The following is a 19,811-nucleotide window of genomic DNA, read 5'->3' on the forward strand; positions in this document are numbered from 1 at the left end:
AGCGGTCACTTCACGTGGCCACCCGTCGGTGAGACGGGGCGCCGGCGCATCAGCCCCTGGCGGGCAGGTGGTCGGCGAAGTAGTCGGCCAGCTTGTCGACGGCCTGGTCGATGTACTCCTCCCTGTCGTAGAGGTCGACGTGGCTCGCGCCGCCGATCCAGTGCAACTCGGCCGGACCGGTCGCTCGTTGGTGTGCCTCGACGGCCATCCAGGAGGTGACGGCGCGTTCGCCGACGATCTGCAGCATCGGGCGCGGGCCGATGAGCGGGACGGCGAGGAACGGGTCGTAGCCGGCCAGCCTGTCGATGCTCTCCCAGGCCAGGAACTTCGCCGAGCGCTCGTGCTCGCCGCGCGAGGTGCAGTAGTACGCGAAGCCCTCAGCGCCGTGCTCACCGCCGAGCTCGCGCGCCTGCTCGGCCGTCGCCGGGAACATCGTCATCGTCCCGGGGTCCTGGCCCCGGGCGGCGGCGGTACGGGCCCGGGCGGCCGCGTCCAGCAGGGTCCGGAAGGCGGCCGGGTCCTGGGCACCGTCGGCGCCCAGCCGGAACTGCCGGGACGGGTCGGCGGTGGACACGGCGGCCACCGCCCGGACCCGGCTGTCGGAGCCGGTCGCGGACAGGGAGTAACCGCCCGAGGCGCAGATCCCGAGCAGGCCGATCCGCTCCGCGTCGACCTCCTCGCGGGTGGTCAGGTAGGACACGGCGGCCTTGAAGTCCTCCACCCGCTGCGCCGGGTCCTCCAAGCCGCGCGGCTGTCCCCCGGACTCCCCCTGGTGGGCGGCGTCGAAGGCGAGGGTGACGAACCCGCGCCCGGCCATCCGCCGCGCGTACGTGCCGGACGTCTGCTCCTTCACACCGGTTCCGGGGTGGCCGACCACCAGAGCCGGCAGCGGGCCCCGCGCGGGGGTGTCGGGGGTGTAGAGGTGCGCGGCGATCTCGATGCCGGCGCTGTCGAAACGGATGTCGGACCTGGGCATGCGGGTGCTCTTCCTGTCGATCGGGGACCGCGAGGGCCCCTGGTGGCCCCGGTCGGTCGGCCGCGTCGCCGCCCACGGGCGGCTCGCAGCCTCGACTGTGACCGATCGGCACGGACCGGCGCGTCAGTCGCCTGACCCAATTCGGCGGATCCGGGTCGACGGCTGCCTCGGGCTGCCGCAGAGCGGCGGTGGACGCCGGCGGGGCAGGTTGCGGGCGGCGGTCGGGCGCGGCGTCACGACGGTCCGTCAGATGACTCAACTCCGGCGGACTGCGGGATTGTTCGCGGGCTGACCGTCAACTGACGGATGTGCGCCCGGCAGGCGGTCGCCAGGATGGCAGTTGCCCGGGCCGGACGAGGGCCAGGACGGGCCCAGGGCGGGGAATGGGGAACGGAGCGCGTGATGTCGGATGCCGGTGGCGGCCTGTTTGACGCAGTGCCCGGGGGTTTGCTGAGGATGGCGATGCTGACCCCGCCGTCGGCCGGGGCCGACGAGATCGACCTGCGGGACCTGCACGAGGTCGCCGACTACCTCGATGAACTCACCGCTGATCCGTGGGTCCTTGAGGCGATCGCCGTCTCCAATCTGCCGCTGTACACGTCCGTGGCGGCGATTCGCGCGCGCCGGGCGGTGCGGCCGAAGGCGTTGCTCAAGGCCGCTCTGGCCGCGACGCGCTACGTCCTGCGAGGCTCCAGCAGGCCGACGCCGTTCGGCCTGCTCGCCGGTGTGGCACCGGTGTCGTTCGGCGACTCCGTCCGGGTGCGCCTCGGTGCGGAACACCGTGCCGTGGTCAGGCCCGACGGTGAGTGGCTGGCCGAGGAGGTCTGCCGATGGGAACGGCGGCCCGCCGTCCTGCGCACGCTGCGGGTGGTGCGCAACGACCTGGGGTTCCGGCGGGGCGACCGCTGGGTCCTGCCTTGCGCCCCGGCCGGGGAGAGCAGCAGCGTGCCCGACCCCGGTATGGAGGAGGCATCCGCCCGGTACACCGGCGCGTTGGAGCTCATCCTGCGGACCGCCGAGCGGCCGGTCGCGGCCGGTTCCCTGATCGGCCGGGTGACGGCGGCCTTTCCCACGGTTCCCGTGGGCAGGATCGAGGACGTCCTGGTCGATCTCGTGAGGCGGGGGTTCCTGCTCACGGACCTCCACCCGCCGCTCACCTCGCCGGACCCGCTGCGGCATGTCGTCGACCGACTGCGCGCCGCCGACCTCTCCGACCCTTCCGACCTGTCCGACCTCGACAACATCGCCGACATCGCCGAGCGGCTGCACCGGCACGGGCGGCACCGGCCCGGCGCCGGACTGTCCAGCTGGCGCTCCCTGGTGGACGCCATGAACGCCCGGCATCCGCACCCCAGCCCCGCGGGGGTCGACCTGCGGGTCGACGCCGACGTGGTGCTCCCCGAGGCGGTGCTGCGGGAGGCCGAGCACGCCGCGACCGCGCTCTGGCGGCTGCGGTCCCGCGCGAGCGAGCAGCCCCATCTCGTCGAGTACCACGCGGCGTTCCTGGAGCGGTACGGCACCGACCAGTCGGTGCCGCTGCTCGACCTCCTCGACGCCCAGGCCGGCCTCGGCACACCTGCCGGGTACCGCAACCCGCGCAGCGAACGGTCGGCCCCGCCGGTGCCCCCGACCGCGCACGACCTCGCACGGGACGGCTGGCTGCTGCGGCTGGTGTCCACGGCCGCCGTCTCGGGGGCGACCGAGGTGGTGATCGACGACGAGATGATCGCCGCTCTCGACGACGCCCGCCCAGACGCCCATCCCGGCGACCACCCCGGCGACCACCCCGACGCCCGCCCCGACGCCCGCACCGCCGACCTGCGCTTCCCGGGCGAGATCAGCCTGCACCTCACCGCCGAGTCACCCCGGGCGCTCGCGGAGGGCGACTTCGTCGCCGTCCTGGCCCCGGCCACCGGCTCCTCGCTGCCCGGCTCATTGGAGGCCCGCTTCGCCCACCTGCTCGACGACGCCCGCCCGCTGGGCGACCTGGTCCGGCGCGGCACCCGGGCCCGGTCGGCCGAGGGCGCCCTGCCCGTCCAGGTCGACTTCCAGCCGACCGCCCAGGGCGTCGCCGACGCCGCCCGCGTCCCCGCGTTCTTCACCGACCGCCTGACGGTCGGATGCTTCGGCGACCCCGGGTCGGGCGACACCCTCCGGGCCCAGGACATCGCCGTCGCCGCCGACACCACGCGCATGTACTTCGTCGAGGCCGCGACCGGACGGGAGATCGCGCCGGCCTTCCCCCACGCCGGGAACGCGCGGCTGGCCCCGGCCGCGGTCCGCTTCCTCTGGGAGGTGCCCCGTATGGCGCAGCCCACCTGGGTGGTCTGGCAGTGGGGACCGCTCGACGCCGCGCCCTACCTGCCGCGCGTGCGCTACGGCCGCACCGTGCTGACGCCGGCACGCTGGCGCCCGGACCCGGCGCTGTCGGACGCCAGCGTGCCCGGCGACGCGTGGGAGCTCCTCCTGGACCGGTGGCGAGCCCGGTGGAACGTCCCCGACCTCGTCGACGTCGGCACCGCGGACCGACGGCTCACCCTGGACCTCTCCCGCCCGCTGCACCGCCGGCTCCTGCGGCGCGATCTGGCCCGCGGCACCGATCTCCTGGTGACCGAGCCGCCCGCGCGGGCCGGACGGGGCCACGGCTGGCTGCGCGACGAATCCGGGGCGGTCCGGGCCGGCGAGCTCATCGTGCCCCTCCTGCCACGCCGGCCGCGCACCCCGGCACCCTCGCCGCGCCCGCAGGTCGCCCGGGCGATCCCCCGGCGCCACCCGCGGTGGCTGTCCGCCAAGCTCTACGGAGCCACCGCCCGCCAGCACGAGGTGCTGACCGAACACCTGCCGCTGCTGCTCGCGGCCCTGCCGGACGGCGTCGACCGCTGGTTCTTCGTCCGGTACCGCGACCCGGACCCGCACCTGAGGCTGCGGTTCCACGGAGATCCCGAGGTGCTGCACGGGCCGACGACCCGCGAGGTGCTGGACTGGGCGGACCGGCTGCGCGGGCAGCGCCTGGCCGGCCGGCTGGTCCTCGACGGCTACGAGCCGGAAACCCTCCGCTACGGCGGCCCGGAGGTCATCACGGCCGTGGAACGGCACTTCCACCACGACAGCCTCCAGGTGCTGGACCAGCTGCGGGCCTTCCCCGACGGCCTCCCCGAGGACGAGAAGGTACTGCTGGCCGCCGCGAACTTCGCGACCACCGTGCAGGCGGTGCACGGCGGCGGCTGGCCCGCCTGGTTCCTCGACCCCGCGCTCGACGAGGTCTGCCGACCGCACCGCGCCTACGGCCATCGCCACCGCCAGGAGGCCTCGGCCCGGTACCGCGCGAGCGACCTTCCCCTGCCCACCCCGGCCGACCGGTCCGAACCCCTGGCCGCCCTCGCCACGGAGCGACGCTCCGTCCTGCAGAGCGTCCTCCACATGCACCACAACCGCCTCGTCGGCCCCGACCGGCAGTCCGAGGGGCGCGCCCTCGCCCTGGCCCGCTGCCTCGCCGACGACGAGGAAGGACGAAGGAGGCACAGGCAGCCATGACCACCTGGACAGCGGAGGCAATCGTCGCCGAGACGGCCACCCGGATCAGCGCCTGGACACCCGCACCCGAGCCGGGAGCCACCCCCGTCGGCGACCTGCTGGGAGCAGCCGTGCTCCTGTGCGAACTCTCCGCCGACGATCCCGCCTGGCGGCCGGCGGCCCACGACAAGCTCACCGCCGCCGTGCACGCCCTCCAGGCCCGCCCCGCCGAGGCCGCCACGAGTGGGCTCTTCTCGGGGGCCGCCGGCCTGGGCCTCGCGGTCAAACAGGCCGCGGACCACCACGGCGGCTACCGCAACGCCCTGGAGCGGTTGGACACCGTGCTGCGGGGGCAGCTCGCGGGCCTCCTGGCCACCGGGAGCGCCACGAACGCCCGGAGGCGGTCCGCCCTCCCCGTGGAGTACTTCGACCTGGTCTCCGGCCTCACCGGCCTCGGCCGCTACTTCCTCGCCGAGCCCGCCGCGCCGGACGCCCTCGGCGATGTCCTGCGCGCCCTGGTGGCCGTGACCGAACCGGTGCGGACGCCCGACGGGCAGTTGCCGGGCTGGTACAGCAGCCTGCCGGAGGTCGGTGGGCCGCCGCGGCACGTGCTCAGCCCGGGCCTCGCGCACGGCGTCGCCGGACCACTGGCCCTGCTGTCGCTGAGCCGGCAGCGCGGCCACCGCGTCCCGGGCCAGGAGGCGGCCGTCCGACGCATCGCCGACTGGCTGATGAGCTGGGCGCGCGAGGACGAGGCGGGCCCGTACTGGCCGTCGCTGATCACCGCCGCCGAGGAGCGCGCCGACCCGCGACCGAGGGTGCGGCCGCACCGGGCGTCGTGGTGCTACGGCGCGCCCGGAGTGGCCCGAGCCCTGCAACTGGCCGGCCTTGCCCTGGGCGAGGAGAGCTGGACAGGCCGCGCGGTGGACGCCGTGCACGCCGTCCACCGACGGGAGGGCGGACTCGACGGCCTCTTCGACGCGGGGCTGTGCCACGGACTGGCCGGCCTGGCCCGGGCCACCGCCCTGGTGGCCGCCGACGCGTCCGACCCCGTGCTGCACCGCGAGGCCGAGCACGTGATCGACCTGATCCGCGCGGCCTACGATCCGGCGACCGCCTTCGGGTACCCGGTGTACGACCCCGTCCGCCGACAGCACCGGGATTCGCCGGGACTGCTGGAGGGAGCCGGCGGCGTCGCGCTCACCCTCCACACCCACCTCGCGCCCGCGCAGGCGCGCCGAGCCCCTTGGGACGCCGCGCTGTTGCTGTCCTGACGCCGCTGTCCTGACGCTGCTGTCCTGACGCCCCGGCAGAACCCTCCGGGCCGGTGCCCCCTGACCCAGGTGGCCCGCTGCGCGGTCCGCCGCGCGGCGGGTCGTCTGCCAGAGCGTGAAACGTCGGCATTTCACGAAAACGCTCTGTTCACTCACTGCCGACGCAGCAGAAATCGTCCACCGCGACGAGAACCTACCCACAGAGAGAGGCCGCCATGACCGCGACCGCCGTACTCCAGGCCCAGGACCAGCTGGCCGAGTTCGACCTCGACATCCGCCTGGACGCCGAGGACCTCACACCGCTCGACCCCCGGATGGGCGCCGGCACCAGCGCTGAGATCTGCACCGTGACAGCCTACTGCGGCGTCGAAACGCTCAACACCTTCTGCAACACCAGCCACTGGGGCGCCTGCTGACCGTCACCACGGCGCGTCGGCGCCCCGCTGTCCGACCCACCTCGTGACGGACCGCGAAGGCGCCGACACCTTGGCCTGACACCCGCGGGCCCGCCCACCTCCACTCCCGGAGGCGGCGGGCCCGCGACCTGCGTGCCGTGCCGTATCGCCCGGAGCCCGCACGCTCATCCGGCGGGCGCGGGCGTCAGTGGCTCGGCCGTGGGTGCGGCCTTCGGCAGGTCGCGCATCCGGCGCAGGGGTGAGCAGAGCACCGGGAGGACGGCCAGCAGTTCGCCCAGCGCGCCGGCCCAGAGGGCCTGCCGGACGCCGAGGCTCTGGCCGAGCACGCCCCCGATCAGCGCGCCGATCGGCATCACGCCCCAGACCAGGAAACGCACCGTCGCCGTCATCCGGCCGAGCAGGGGCTTCGGGCAGAGCCGCTGGCGGAAGGCGACCGAGGTGATCTTGAAGGTCATGAAGACCGTCCAGCCCAGCGCCTGCAGCACGACGGCCAGGGCGAAGCGGCCGTCGGCCCGGAAGAACGGCACCGCCAGCAGCCAGAGCACGGCACTGCCCGCGACCGCCGCGCACATGGCCGGCCCCTGGCCGAGCCGGGTGGTGAACCGCACCGTGAGCAGGCTGCCGGCCAGGCCGCCGACGGCCTCGGCGGTGAACACCAGCCCGCACAGGAACGGCGACAGGTGCAGTTCGCCGGCCAGCAGGACCAGGAGCATCGAGGCACCGATCGTGCCGCAGAGGTTGGAGATCGCCGCGGTGAGCGTGACCGCCCGCAGCAGCCGGTCGCCGAGGACGAAGCGCAGCCCCTCGGCGATCTCGGTACGCAGGCTCGCCCCCGGCCGGGCCGCGGGCCGGGCGCCGGGCCGCCGGATCCGGCCCAGCAGCAGCGCCGAGAGGCCGAAGCTGACCGCGTCCACCGCCAGCGCCACCGGCGCGGTCAGCGCGCCGACGGGTAGGGCGGCGGCGCGGGTCACGCCACCAGCAGCCGCAGGCCCAGGTCCGCCGCGTCGAGGCCGTCGAGGTCACCGTTGCGCTCGGCCCACCGCCCGGAGTCGAGGTCCGCGCGCAGGCTTCGCACCGCTCGCTGCTCGGCCTGCGGCCCCACCCTGGTCCACACCGACATCGCCCGGCGCACCCGGTCCTCCAGGTAGGCCCCGGGCCGGCGCCAGTACGCCTCGAACAGGCCGTCCGCGCAGTCCCACGGGACGGGCACCGGCTCGGCGCGGGCGCCGATCGCGTCGGTCATCGCGGCCAGCGAGGGGAACTCCGCGAGGACGGCGGCGAATTCGGGCAGGTAGTCGCGGGTGAGCCAGAAGCGGTCCGGCCAGCCAGGCTCGTCGGTGTCGAAGGTCAGCACCACCACCTTGCGGGCCACCCGCCGCATCTCGCGCAGCCCCGCCAGCGGGTCCGCCCAGTGGTGGACGGTGGAGACGGCCATCGCGACGTCGAAGGAGCCGTCCTCGAACGGCAGGCTCTCCGCCGCGGCGGCCACGCACGGCGCGGAGCCGGCGGGCCGCTGCCTGCGCATGACCTCCGAGGGCTCCACCGCGATCACCTCGCGGTCGGCGGGCTCGTAGGAACCGGTACCGGCCCCGACGTTGAGCACCCGCCGCGCGTCCCCGAGCGCGTCCCAGACCTGCGCGGCGATCCGCGGGTCGGTGCGCCGGGTCGCCGGGTAGGCGCCGCCGATCGCGTCGTACAACCGTGCACCGAGCATCCCCAGTTGCTCCTCAGGAGTCACCGTCATCCCCTCCGCCCGTGCCGTGAGTTCCCGGTCGATGGCCGCCACCATCGCGTCGGTGCGGTCCCGCTGCTCCAGCAGCAGGCCGCGCAGCCTGCGCAGGTGCGCGACCGCGTCGATGGACCGGTCGTCGACCAGGTCCGCGATCTCCCGCAGCCCGAACCCGAGCCGCCGATAGGCCAATACCTCCCTCAGCCGCTCCACATCGGCCGCCGAATAGGCCCGGTAGCCGGCCGCGGTCCGCGCCGACGGCCGGACCAGCCCGATCCCGTCATAGTGATGCAACATACGGACGCTCACCCCGGCCAGCTCGGCCACGCGTCCCACGGTCCAGTGTTCGTTCACGACACCGACTGTGCAGCCTGACACCGCGTGAGGGTCAAGAGCCCCTGGGGTCGCGACTGCGCCAACCGCCGACGCGGGCGGCTCGGGTCCGCTCGTGCCCCCGGCCCGGTGACGGCGCCGCACGGGTGACGGGCGGTGCGGTGCGGGCCCGATCTCCCGGGCGGCGGCGCGGCGCGGTGTCACCATCTGGGGCGTATTCGGCACGATTCGACCGGTTCCCCCTGGAGGACCTCCGCATGAGCCGTCGCACCCACCGCCCCGCCCTCCTCGCGGCCCTGGCGTTCGCCCTCGCCCCGCTCGCCGGCTGCGGCGGCGTCGACGCCGGCGGGGCCGGTCCGGTGGCCGTCGCACCCCCGCCCCCGGAGAAGGCCTTCGGCCAGGCCTGCGCGGCGCTGCCCGGCGAGGGCCCCGGCAGCCTCGACGCGATGGGCCGGATGCCGGTGCTGACCGCGATCGACCAGACCAAGGACCTCTCCCAGCTGTCCGCCCTGGTCAAGACGGCCAAGGCCAAGGACATCTTCGACTCGATGGAGAACGTCACCGTCTTCGCCCCGAACGACGCCGCCTTCGCCAAGCTGACCGAGGAGCAGAAGAAGGCCCTCACGACCCAGCAGGGCGCCGGCGACCTGGTCCGCAAGCTCATCGTCGTCCGCGACCTGCGCAAGGACGACCTCCAGGACAAGCAGTACACCTCGCTCCAGGGCGCCGCCCTCAAGGCCACCGGCAGCGGCGAGGACTACCGCATCGGCGGCGCGCAGGTCCTCTGCGGCAGCATCCGGACGGCCAATGCGCGGCTCGCGATCCTGGACACGGTGCCGGCCTTCGGCTGACGGCGGATGTGCACGCGGGGCAGCTCAGTCCGCGCGGGGCCGCTCCGGTGGAGCGGCCCCGCACCGTTCCCGGCCCGTCCCCAGGCCCGCCCGCCGGGGTTGCGCCGAACGGTGACCCGAATGGGCCGAAAGCGCGGATTCCGGGACGAAAGATCACTGACACGACGTCAGGTGGCGCCGACCCGCGCTCCGCCTCGGCAGTCTCTGATCGCATGTGCGTGCATTCGCATGACTTGTCGTGTTGTCCGCCCAGCTGCGCCCGTGCTCACACGGTCGTGAGAGGAGATGCCGGATGGCTCCGGTGAGGTCGTTGCTCGGCGGTCGGTTCTCGACGGCGGTGCGCGGCGCGCTCGCGCTGCTCTGCCTGGTGCCCCAGGGCGGGCTGGCGCTCGCCGCCGCCCCGCCCGCCTACGGGCCGCAAGGGCTTCCCGAGCGGCAACGGGCGCTGGTCGCGTGCACACCGACCAGCGGCTTCACCAACTGCGCGCGCGTCACCTACAGCGGCGGCGACCAGACCTTCACCGTGCCGGCCGGCGTGACCAGCGTCTACGCCCGGGTGTTCGGCGCCGGCGGCGCGGGCGCGCCGCGCGCCTACTACACCGGCCAGTACGGCGGAGGCGGCGGAGGCTACACCACCGGCGCGATCGCGGTGACGCCCGGTCAGACGCTGACCCTCACCGTCGGCCAGGGCGGCCGGATGAACAGCACCACCTCCACCTACGGCGGGGGCGGCGCCGGCGGCCAGGGCTTCACCACCCCCGTCGGAGCCAGCGCGACCGGCGGCAGCGGCGGCGGCATGAGCGCCGTGTGGAACGGCACCTCCGGCACCGACCCGCTGCTCGTGGCCGGCGGTGGCGGCGGCGCCTCCCCCGGTGCCGACGCCACCACCCCGGCGGCCGGCGGTGGCGGCGGCACCACCGGCGGCCAGGACAACCAGGCCGCCGCCTCCGGTCGCGGCGGCACCCAGACCGCGGGCGGCGCGGGCGCCGCCCAGACCGCGTGCGCGACGGCCGGCGACGGCAGCCAGTACCAGGGCGGCAGCGGCGCCAGCGCCCCGCAGTTCGAGGGCGGCGGCGGCGGCGGCGGCGGCTACTACGGCGGCGGCGGCGGTGCCTGCCAGCGTGGCGGCCGCCTCGAACCCAACGGCATGGGCGGCGGGGGTTCCGGCTACAACAGGGGCGCCGGTGTCACCGACACGCAGACCTCCAACGGCACCAACAGCACCGGCAACGGCGTCGGCGGCACCTCGGGCGGCCGGACCGACGCCCTGTACACGAGCGGCATTGGCGACGGCGGCGGCTACTCCGACGGCGGCAACGGCGAGATCGTCCTCGAATGGGTGACCCAGGTCGGCCTGTCCATCACGAAGTCCGCCGCCCCGACCACCTACGTCCCGGGCCGGCCGCTCACCTACACCTTCGTGGTGCGGAACGCCGGACCGGCGCCCGCCGTCGACGCGGCCGTCCGCGACGCCCTGCCGTCCGCACTCTCCGGGTTCACCTGGACCTGCGCGTCAGGCGGCACCGGCAGCAGCTGCGGCACCGCGAGCGGTACCGGCAACATCGACACGACGGCCACGATCGCGGTGAACAGCTCCGTGACGTACACGGTGACGGGCACCGTCCCGGCCGCCACCACGGGCACCCTGGCGAACACCGCGACGGTGACCCGGCCGACCGCCAGCACCGACCCCAACTGCGGTCCGACGTGCTCCAGCACCGTCGAGACCCCCGGGCGGGTCACCACCGGACTGTCGGTGACCAAGACACCCGACAAGAACCCGTACGTGCCCGGCCAGCCGCTCACCTACACGATCGTGGTGAAGAACGACGGGCCCTCCGACGCCGCCGGCACCTCGGTCAGGGACACCCTGCCGGCCGCCGTCCAGAACTTCACCTGGAGCTGCACGGCCTCCGGCGGCAGCAGCTGCGGCGCCACCCCCTCCGGCACCGGCAACATCGACACCACCGTCACCATCCTGGCCGGCGGCCAGGTCACCTACCGCCTCACCGGCACCGTCCCGGCGGACGCCACCGGCTCCCTGGACAACCGGGCCACCGTCACCCCGCCGGGCGGCACCACCGACCCGAACTGCTCACCCTCCTGCACCAGCACCGCCAACCCCATCCCGCCCGGCAACCAGGCCAACCTGGTCGTCTCCAAGACGCTGCTGACCAGCCCCGTGGTGCCCGGCGCCCAGATCCGGTGGCGGGTCACGGTGACCAACAACGGCCCGTCGCGGGCCCGCAACGTCGTCGTGACGGACCGGATCCCGGCCGGGGTGACCGGCGCGAGCATGGTCAACGACCAGGACGGGGGCTCCTGCCCGATCGCCAACGGCACCGCGAGCTGCCCCGCCGTCGAGATCCCGTTGAACGGCACCGCCAGCTGGACCCTCACCGGCACACTGGACCCCAACGCGACCAGCACGCCGACCAACACCGCCGTGGTCACCGGCGGCCCCGACCCCGCCACGCCGACCCACACGGCCGTCGCCTCACCGACGAACTCCCCGTCGCCCCAGGCCAACCTCACCATCTCGAAGACACTGCTGACCAGCCCGGTCGTGCCGGGCGCACAGATCCAGTGGCGGGTGACGGTGGCCAACAACGGCCCGTCGCGGGCCCGCAACGTCGTCGTGACGGACACCGTTCCGTCAGGCGTCACCGGTGCCTCGATGAAGGCGGACGCCGGCGGCACCGACTGTCCGATCAGCGGCTCCACCGCGACCTGCCCGGCAGTGGAGATCCCGGCCGGTTCGTCGCTGAGCTGGACCCTCACCGGCACGCTCGACCCCAACGCGACCAGCACCCCGACCAACACCGCCGTCGTCACCGGCGGCCCCGACCCGGCCGCCACGGCCCGCACCGCCGTCGCCTCGCCGACCGCCCTGCCGTCGCCGCAGGCTAACCTGACCGTCTCCAAGTCGCTCCTCACCAGCCCGGCCGTGCCCGGCCAGGCAGTCCAGTGGCGGGTGACGGTGAGCAACAACGGTCCCTCGCGGGCGCGCAACGTCGTCGTGACGGACACCGTTCCGTCAGGCGTCACCGGCGCCTCGATGAAGGCGGACGCCGACGGGGCCGACTGTCCGATCGGCGGGGGTGTGGCGACCTGCCCGGCGGTGGAGATCCCGGCCGGCTCGTCGCTGAGCTGGACCCTCACCGGCACGCTCGACCCCAACGCCACCACCACACCGACGAACTCGGTCACCGTGACCGGCGGCCCGGACCCCTCCGCCTCCTCACACACCGCCGTCGCCTCGCCGACGAACTCCCCGTCGCCCCAGGCCAACCTCACCGTCTCCAAGGTCCTGCTCACCAACCCGGTCGTCCCCGGACAGCAGATCCAATGGCGCGTCACCGTCACCAACAACGGCCCCTCCCGCGCCCGTGACGTCGTCGTCACCGACACCGTGCCGACCGGCGTCAACAACGCGACCATGACGGCCGACGCGAGCGGCGCGAACTGCCCGATCACCAACAGCACCGCGACCTGCCCGGCCGTCGAAATCCCGGCCGGTTCCTCCGCCACATGGACACTCACCGGAACGCTCTCCTCCGACGCGACGGCGACACCCGCCAACACGGCGACGGTCACCGGCGGCCCGGACCCTGCCACACCGACCCACACGGCAGTCGCCTCACCGACGAACTCACCAGCGCCGCAGGCCAACCTCACCGTCTCCAAGGTCCTGCTCACCAACCCGGTCGTCCCCGGCCAGCAGATCCAATGGCGCGTCACCGTCACCAACAACGGCCCCTCCCGCGCCCGTGACGTCGTCGTCACCGACACCGTCCCCGCCGGGGTCAACAACCCCTCCATGCAGGCTGACGCCGACGGGGCCAACTGCCCGATCAACGGCGGCACAGCCACCTGCCCAGCCGTCGAAATCCCGGCCGGATCCTCCGCCACGTGGACGCTGACCGGCACACTCTCCTCCGACGCGACCTCGACGCCGACCAACACCGTCACGGTGACCGGCGGCCCCGACCCTGCCACACCGACCCACACGGCAGTCGCCTCACCGACGAACTCACCAGCGCCGCAGGCCAACCTCGCCGTCTCCAAGGTCCTGCTCACCAACCCGGTCGTCCCCGGACAGCAGATCCAATGGCGGGTCACCGTGACCAACAACGGCCCCTCGCGAGCGCGCGATGTCGTGGTGACGGACCAAATCCCCGCCCAGGTCAACAACGCGACAATGACGGCTGACGCGGACGGGGCGAACTGCCCGATCAACGCCGGTACGGCCACCTGCCCCGCCGTCGAGATCCCCGCCGGATCCTCCGCGACCTGGACACTCACTGGCACGCTCGACGCCAACGCGACCACCACACCGACCAACACCGTCACGGTCACCGGCGGACCCGACCCCGCCACACCAACCCACACCGCCGTCGCCTCACCGACCAACTCGCCTGCACCCCAGGCCAACCTCACCGTCTCGAAGGTGCTCCTCACCAACCCGGTCGTCCCCGGACAGCAAGTCCAGTGGCGCGTGAGCGTCACCAACAACGGACCGTCGCGGGCCCGGGATGTCGTGGTGACGGACCAGGTCCCCGCCGAGGTCAACAACGCGACAATGACGGCCGATACGGACGGAGCCAACTGCCCGATCAACGGCGGCACCGCGACCTGCCCGGCCGTCGAGATCCCCGCCGGCCAGACCCTGACCTGGACACTCACCGGCACCCTGGACGCGAACGCGACCACCACACCGACCAACACCGTGACCGTCACCGGCGGACCCGACCCCGCCACACCAACCCACACCGCCGTCGCCTCACCGACCAACTCGCCTACGCCCCAAACCAACCTCACCGTCTCCAAGTCCCTCCTCACCAACCCGGTCGTCCCCGGCCAGGCGGTCCAGTGGCGCGTCACCGTGACCAACAACGGACCGTCGCGAGCGCGCGATGTCGTGGTGACGGACCAGGTCCCCGCCCAGGTCAACAACGCGACAATGACGGCCGATGCGGACGGGGCCAACTGCCCGATCAATGGCGGCACCGCGACCTGCCCGGCCGTGGAGATCTCCGCCGGCCAGACCCTGACGTGGACGCTGTCCGGCACGCTCGCCTCCGACGCGACCTCGACGCCTACCAACACCGTTACGGTCACCGGCGGTCCCGACCCCGCCACGCCGACTCACACGACCGTCGCCTCACCGACCAACTCGCCTACACCGCAGGCCAACCTCACCGTCTCCAAGTCACTGCTGACCAACCCCGTCGTCCCCGGACAGCAGATCCAATGGCGGGTCATCGTGACCAACAACGGCCCCTCGCGAGCACGGGACGTCGTGGTGACGGACCAGGTCCCCGCCGGGCTCAACAACCCCTCCATGCAGGCTGACGCCGACGGGGTCAACTGCCCGATCAACGGCGGCACCGCAACATGTCCCGCCATCGAGATCCCGGCCGGCCAGACCCTGACCTGGACACTCACCGGAACGCTGGACACGAACGCGACCACCACACCGACTAACACGGTGGTCGTGACCGGCGGGCCCGATCCGACGGCCACCGCGCACACCGCCGTCGCGTCGCCCACCTCCTCGCCGTCGGCGCAGGCGAGCCTCACAGTGTCGAAGGTGCTGCTCACAGATCCCGTGGTGCCGGGTCAGCAGATCCAGTGGCGGGTCAGCGTCACCAACAACGGACCGTCGCGAGCGCGCAATGTCGTGGTGACCGACCAAGTCCCCGCCGGGGTCAACAATGCGACGATGACAGCCGATGCGGACGGAGCGAACTGTCCGATCGGCAACGGCACGGCGACGTGTCCCGCAGTAGAGATCCCGGTCGGACAGACCCTGACGTGGACGCTGTCCGGCACGCTCGACGCGAACGCGACCACCACACCGACCAACACCGTCACGGCGACCGGCGGACCCGACCCCGCCACACCAACCCACACGGCCGTCGCCTCACCGTCCAACTCGCCTGCACCCCAGGCCAACCTCACCGTCTCCAAGGTGCTCCTCACCAACCCGGTCTTCCCCGGTCAGCAAATCCAGTGGCGGGTGACGGTCACCAACAACGGTCCGTCGCGAGCGCGGGACGTCGTGGTGACCGACCAAGTCCCCGCCGGGGTCAACAACGCGACAATGACGGCCGATGCGGACGGGACCAACTGCCCGATCGCCAACGGCACGGCCACCTGCCCGGCCGTCGAGATCCCGGTCGGACAGGCCGCGACGTGGACGCTGTCCGGCACACTGGACGCGAACGCAACCACCACACCGACCAACACCGTCACGGCGACCGGCGGACCCGACCCCGCCACGCCGACGCACACGGCGGTCGCCTCGCCGACCACCACACCCACACCGCAGGCGAACCTGACCGTGTCGAAGGTGTTGCTCACCAACCCGGTCGTCCCCGGACAGCAGATCCAATGGCGCGTAAGCGTGACCAACAACGGCCCCTCGCGGGCCCGGGACGTCGTGGTGACGGACCAGGTCCCCGCCGGGGTCAACAACGCGACAATGACGGCTGACGCGGACGGGACCAACTGCCCGATCGCCAACGGCACGGCCACCTGCCCGGCCGTCGAGATCCCGGTCGGGCAGTCGCTGGCCTGGACGTTGACGGGCACGCTCGCGCAGGACGCCACGGTCACCCCGACGAACACCGCGCTGGTGACGGGCGGACCCGATCCGAGCACCCCGACGCACACCGCGGTCGCCTCGCCGACGAACTCGCCCACTCCGCAGGCGAGCCTGACCGTGTCGAAGGTGCTGCTCACCAACCCGGTCGTCCCCGGCCAGCAGATCCAGTGGCGGGTCAGCGTCACCAACAACGGCCCCTCCCAGGCCCGGAACGTCGTGGTCACCGACCGTGTGCCGGACGGTGTCGGCGGTGCGAGCATGACGTCCGCCGACGGGAGCGTCTGCCCGATCACGGACGGGACGGCCGTCTGCCCCGCCGTCGACCTGGAGGTCGGCCGCACGCAGTCGTACACGCTGAGCGGAACGCTCGTGCAGGATGCGACGGTGACGCCGACCAACACCGTCACGGTCACCGGCGGCCCGGATCCGAGCACCCCGACGCACACCGCCGTGGCCTCGCCCACCGACTCGCCGTCGCCGCAGGCCAGGCTGACCGTCGCCAAGGCGCTGCTGACCGACCCGGTCGTCCCGGGTGAGATCATCCAGTGGCGGGTGACGGTGACCAACAACGGTCCGTCCACGGCGCGGGACGTCGTGGTCGCCGACCGGATCCCGGACGGGGTCTCCGGCGCCGTCCTCCAGTCGGACGTCGACGCGACCGTCTGCCCGGTCACCGGCGGTGTCGCGGTCTGTCCGGCCGTCGAGCTGGCGGTCGGCCGGACCGTGTCCTACACGCTGACCGCGACGCTCGCCCCGGACGCGACCGTGACGCCGACCAACACCGTCACGGTGACCGGCGGCCCCGACCCCGCCACGCCGACGCACACGGCGGTGGCCTCGCCGACCGCCTCCCCCACGCCCCAGGCGAACCTGGGCATCGCCAAGGCGCTGGTGACCAACCCGGTCGTGCCGGGCCAGCGGATCCAGTGGCGGGTCACGGTGACCAACCGCGGCCCCTCGCGGGCCCGGAACGTGGTCGTCACCGACACCGTCCCGGCTCTGGTCGACGGCGCGAGCATGACCTCGGACGCCGACGGCTCGGCCTGCCCGATCACCGGCGGCACGGCGACCTGCCCGGCGGTGGAGATCCCGGCCGGCGGTAGCGTCTCGTACACCGTCACCGGGACGCTCGACCCGGCGGCGACCGGCACCCCGGTCAACGTCGCCACCGTCACCGGCGGGCCCGACCCGGCGACGCCCACGCACACCGCGACCGCCCAGGCCAGTGAGACGGTCGCGCCGCGGGCGAGCCTCACGGTCTCGAAGGCGCTGCTCACCGACCCGGTCGTGCCGGGGCAGTCGATCGCCTGGCGGATCAGCGTCACCAACAACGGGCCGAGCCTGGCCCGCAACGTCGTGGTCGCCGACCGGATCCCGGACGGGGTCGTCGGCGCCTCGCTCTCGCCGGACGAGACGGGGGCGGCCTGCCCGGTCGCGGGTGGCGTGGCGACCTGCCCGGCGATCGAGATCCCGGTCGGCCGGACGGCGACCTACACGCTGAGCGGCACCCTGGCCCAGGACGCGACCGCCGTGCCGGGCAACACCGCCGTGGTGACCGGCGGCCCGGACCCGAGCACCTCGGCCCACACGGCGGTGGCCTCGCCCACCGGCTCCCCGTCACCGCAGGCCAGGCTGACGGTCTCCAAAGCGCTGGTGACCGACCCGGTGGTGCCCGGTGGGACGGTGCGGTGGCGGGTGACCGTCCTCAACAACGGTCCGTCGCGGGCCCGGAACGTCGTCGTCACCGACCGCGTGCCGGACGGGGTGTCGGGAGCCGTGATGGCCTCGGACGAGGACGGTACCGACTGCCCGGTCACGGGCGGCGTGGCCACCTGCCCGGCGATCGACCTGGAGGTCGGGCAGACGGCCTCGTACACGCTGAGCGGCACGCTGGCGCAGGACGCCACGGTGACGCCGACCAACACGGTGGTGGTGACGGGCGGCCCTGACCCGGGCACGCCGACGCACACCGCGGTGGCCTCGCCCACCGGCTCCCCGTCACCGCAGGCCAGGCTGACGGTCTCCAAGGCGCTGGTGACCGACCCGGTGGTGCCCGGTGGGACGGTGCGGTGGCGGGTGACCGTCCTCAACAACGGTCCGTCGCGGGCCCGGAACGTCGTCGTCACCGACCGCGTGCCGGACGGGGTGTCGGGAGCCGTGATGGCCTCGGACGAGGACGGTACCGACTGCCCGGTCACGGGCGGCGTGGCCAGCTGCCCGGCGATCGACCTGGAGGTCGGGCAGACGGCCTCGTACACGCTGAGCGGCACGCTGGCGCAGGACGCCACGGTGACGCCGACCAACACGGTGGTGGTGACGGGCGGCCCTGACCCGGGCACGCCGACGCACACGGCGGTGGCCTCGCCCACCGGCTCGCCGTCGCCGCAGGCCAACCTCGTCGTGGCGAAGGCCCTGGTGACCGATCCGGTGATCCCGGGCCGGCAGATCCAGTGGCGGGTCACGGTGACGAACAACGGGCCGTCGCGGGCACGGAACGTGGTCGTGACCGACCGGGTGCCGGCCGGGGTGTCCGACGCGTCGATGACGGCGCCGGACGGCACCGCGTGCGCGATCGCCGGCGGGACGGCGACCTGCCCGGCCGTGGAGATCGCGGTCGGCCGGACCCTGACCTGGACGCTCAGCGGGACGCTCGACCCGGGCGCCACCGTCACACCGACCAACACCGCGCTCGTCACCGGCGGTCCGGATCCGAGCGCGAGCACCCACACGGCGGTGGCCAGCCCGTCCGTCGAGCCGGTGCGGGAGGCGCGCCTGTCGGTCTCCAAGGTGCTGCTCACCGATCCGGTCGTCCCCGGGCAGCAGATCCGGTGGCAGGTCGTCGTCACCAACCGGGGCCCGTCCGTGGCCCGCGACGTCGTCGTCACCGACCGGATCCCGGGCGGCGTGCTGAACGCGTCGATGGCGGCCGACGACGGTACCGCCTGTCCGATCGCGGACAGGACGGCGACCTGCCCGGCCGTGGGGATCCCGGTCGGCGGGACGCGGGTGTGGACCCTGACCGGCACGCTGGACGCCGGCGCCACCGTCACACCGGCCAACACGGCGACCGTCACCGGCGGGCCCGACCCGGCGACGCCCACGCACACGGCGGTGGCCTCGCCCTCGGAGCCGCCGTCCGGGCAGGCCCGGCTGAGCGTCGCCAAGGCGCTGCTGACCTCCCCGGTCGTCGCCGGGCAGCAGATCCGGTGGCGGGTCACCGTGACCAACCACGGCCCCTCGCCGGCCCGGAACGTGGTCGTCACCGACCGGGTGCCCGCGGGGGTCGGTGACGCCTCGATGACCGGCGACACCGACGGCGCGCCGTGCCCGATCGCCGACGGGACGGCGACCTGCCCGGCCGTCGGGATCCCGGTCGGCGCGACGGCGAGTTGGACGCTCACCGGCACGCTGGACCCGGACGCCACGGCCGTCCCGGTCAACACGGTGGTGGTGACGGGTGGCCCGGACCCGGACGCGACCGCCCACACGGCGGTGGCCACCCCGACCGAGCCGATCACCGTCCGGCACGACCTGCTGCTCACCAAGCACGCGAGCCCGGCGGACCCGAAGGCCGGTGACCAGGTCACGTACACCGTCACGGCCACCAACCGGGCGAGTGGCACGTACGTCGGCGCGGTCGTCACCGACGACCTCTCCGCGGTCCTGGACGGAGCGGTCTACGGCCGTGACGCCGACGCGAGTACGGGGCGGACGGCGTACGCCGCGCCGAGGCTGACGTGGACGCTGGACATCCGGCCCGGGGCGACGGAGACGCTCAGCTACACCGTCACCGTGAAGCCGGACGCGGGTGGCGCGAGGCTCGTCAACCGCCTGACCGCCGACGGCTCGAACTGCTCCGGCTCCACTGGCGGCAACGGTCCGCGGCGGGCCGAGGCGGGCACGAGCGACGGCAACTGCTCGACCACCACCACGGTCCGCCACCTGCCGAGCCCGAGCCCCAGCCCGACCACCCGGCCCCCGCTGCCGCCCACCGGCAGCGGGAGTCCGAAGCCGGCCCTGCTGATCACGGTGGTGTTCCTCGCCCTCGGCGGCCTGCTGGTGGCGGCGCGGCGCTCCCGCCGCTGACCTCCGCCGGTCACACCGGGCGG

Annotated in this window: 8 protein-coding genes; 5 read left to right on the forward strand and 3 right to left on the reverse strand. The window is 73.9% G+C overall.

Annotated elements, in window-relative coordinates:
* Nucleotides 1–49: 49 nt before the first annotated feature.
* Nucleotides 50–976, reverse strand: a complete 927-nt coding sequence (locus ACFP3U_RS26650) for an alpha/beta hydrolase (protein WP_380228219.1) — start codon at nucleotides 974–976, stop codon at nucleotides 50–52.
* Between the two features lie 456 nt (nucleotides 977–1,432).
* Between ACFP3U_RS26650 and ACFP3U_RS26655 the strand changes: the two genes are divergently transcribed.
* The 3 genes from ACFP3U_RS26655 (at nucleotide 1,433) to ACFP3U_RS26665 (ending at nucleotide 6,179) form a co-directional block, all read left to right on the forward strand.
* Nucleotides 1,433–4,510, forward strand: a complete 3,078-nt coding sequence (locus ACFP3U_RS26655) for a lantibiotic dehydratase (RefSeq protein ID WP_380228220.1) — start codon at nucleotides 1,433–1,435, stop codon at nucleotides 4,508–4,510.
* Nucleotides 4,507–5,763: a lanthionine synthetase C family protein gene (locus ACFP3U_RS26660; protein WP_380228221.1), complete on the forward strand. Its 1,257-nt coding sequence runs from the start codon at nucleotides 4,507–4,509 to the stop codon at nucleotides 5,761–5,763. The genes ACFP3U_RS26655 and ACFP3U_RS26660 overlap by 4 nt, the downstream gene beginning before the upstream one ends.
* Before the next feature lie 215 nt (nucleotides 5,764–5,978).
* On the forward strand, nucleotides 5,979–6,179 hold the full coding sequence (locus ACFP3U_RS26665) for a hypothetical protein (protein WP_380228222.1): 201 nt from the start codon (nucleotides 5,979–5,981) through the stop codon (nucleotides 6,177–6,179).
* 164 nt (nucleotides 6,180–6,343) lie between these two features.
* On the opposite strand, the gene ACFP3U_RS26670 is transcribed toward ACFP3U_RS26665, so the two are convergent.
* Complete coding sequence (locus ACFP3U_RS26670) at nucleotides 6,344–7,150, reverse strand: MFS transporter (RefSeq protein WP_380228223.1); 807 nt, start codon at nucleotides 7,148–7,150, stop codon at nucleotides 6,344–6,346.
* The gene (locus ACFP3U_RS26675) at nucleotides 7,147–8,244 is read right to left on the reverse strand and encodes a MerR family transcriptional regulator (RefSeq protein ID WP_380228250.1); all 1,098 of its coding nucleotides are present in this window, start codon (nucleotides 8,242–8,244) and stop codon (nucleotides 7,147–7,149) included. The genes ACFP3U_RS26670 and ACFP3U_RS26675 overlap by 4 nt, the downstream gene beginning before the upstream one ends.
* Nucleotides 8,245–8,498: 254 nt before the next feature.
* On the opposite strand from ACFP3U_RS26675, the gene ACFP3U_RS26680 reads away from it, so the two are divergent.
* Both ACFP3U_RS26680 and ACFP3U_RS26685 read left to right on the forward strand, forming a co-directional pair.
* A complete protein-coding gene (locus ACFP3U_RS26680) occupies nucleotides 8,499–9,092 on the forward strand; it encodes a fasciclin domain-containing protein (RefSeq protein WP_380228224.1) in 594 nt (197 codons plus the stop codon).
* A 292-nt stretch (nucleotides 9,093–9,384) separates the two neighbouring features.
* The gene (locus ACFP3U_RS26685) at nucleotides 9,385–19,788 is read left to right on the forward strand and encodes a DUF7927 domain-containing protein (RefSeq protein ID WP_380228226.1); all 10,404 of its coding nucleotides are present in this window, start codon (nucleotides 9,385–9,387) and stop codon (nucleotides 19,786–19,788) included.
* Nucleotides 19,789–19,811 lie beyond the last annotated feature (23 nt).

The organism is Kitasatospora misakiensis, from assembly GCF_042656005.1.
Taxonomy (GTDB): Bacteria; Actinomycetota; Actinomycetes; order Streptomycetales; family Streptomycetaceae; genus Kitasatospora; species Kitasatospora misakiensis.

Bases quoted from the DNA above. Each gene is read 5' to 3' on its own strand.
- ACFP3U_RS26650 (WP_380228219.1), bottom strand. From the start codon at position 976: ATGCCCAGGTCCGACATCCGTTTCGACAGCGCCGGCATCGAGATCGCC.
- ACFP3U_RS26655 (WP_380228220.1), top strand. From the start codon at position 1,433: ATGGCGATGCTGACCCCGCCGTCGGCCGGGGCCGACGAGATCGACCTG.
- ACFP3U_RS26660 (WP_380228221.1), top strand. From the start codon at position 4,507: ATGACCACCTGGACAGCGGAGGCAATCGTCGCCGAGACGGCCACCCGG.
- ACFP3U_RS26665 (WP_380228222.1), top strand. From the start codon at position 5,979: ATGACCGCGACCGCCGTACTCCAGGCCCAGGACCAGCTGGCCGAGTTC.
- ACFP3U_RS26680 (WP_380228224.1), top strand. From the start codon at position 8,499: ATGAGCCGTCGCACCCACCGCCCCGCCCTCCTCGCGGCCCTGGCGTTC.
- ACFP3U_RS26685 (WP_380228226.1), top strand. From the start codon at position 9,385: ATGGCTCCGGTGAGGTCGTTGCTCGGCGGTCGGTTCTCGACGGCGGTG.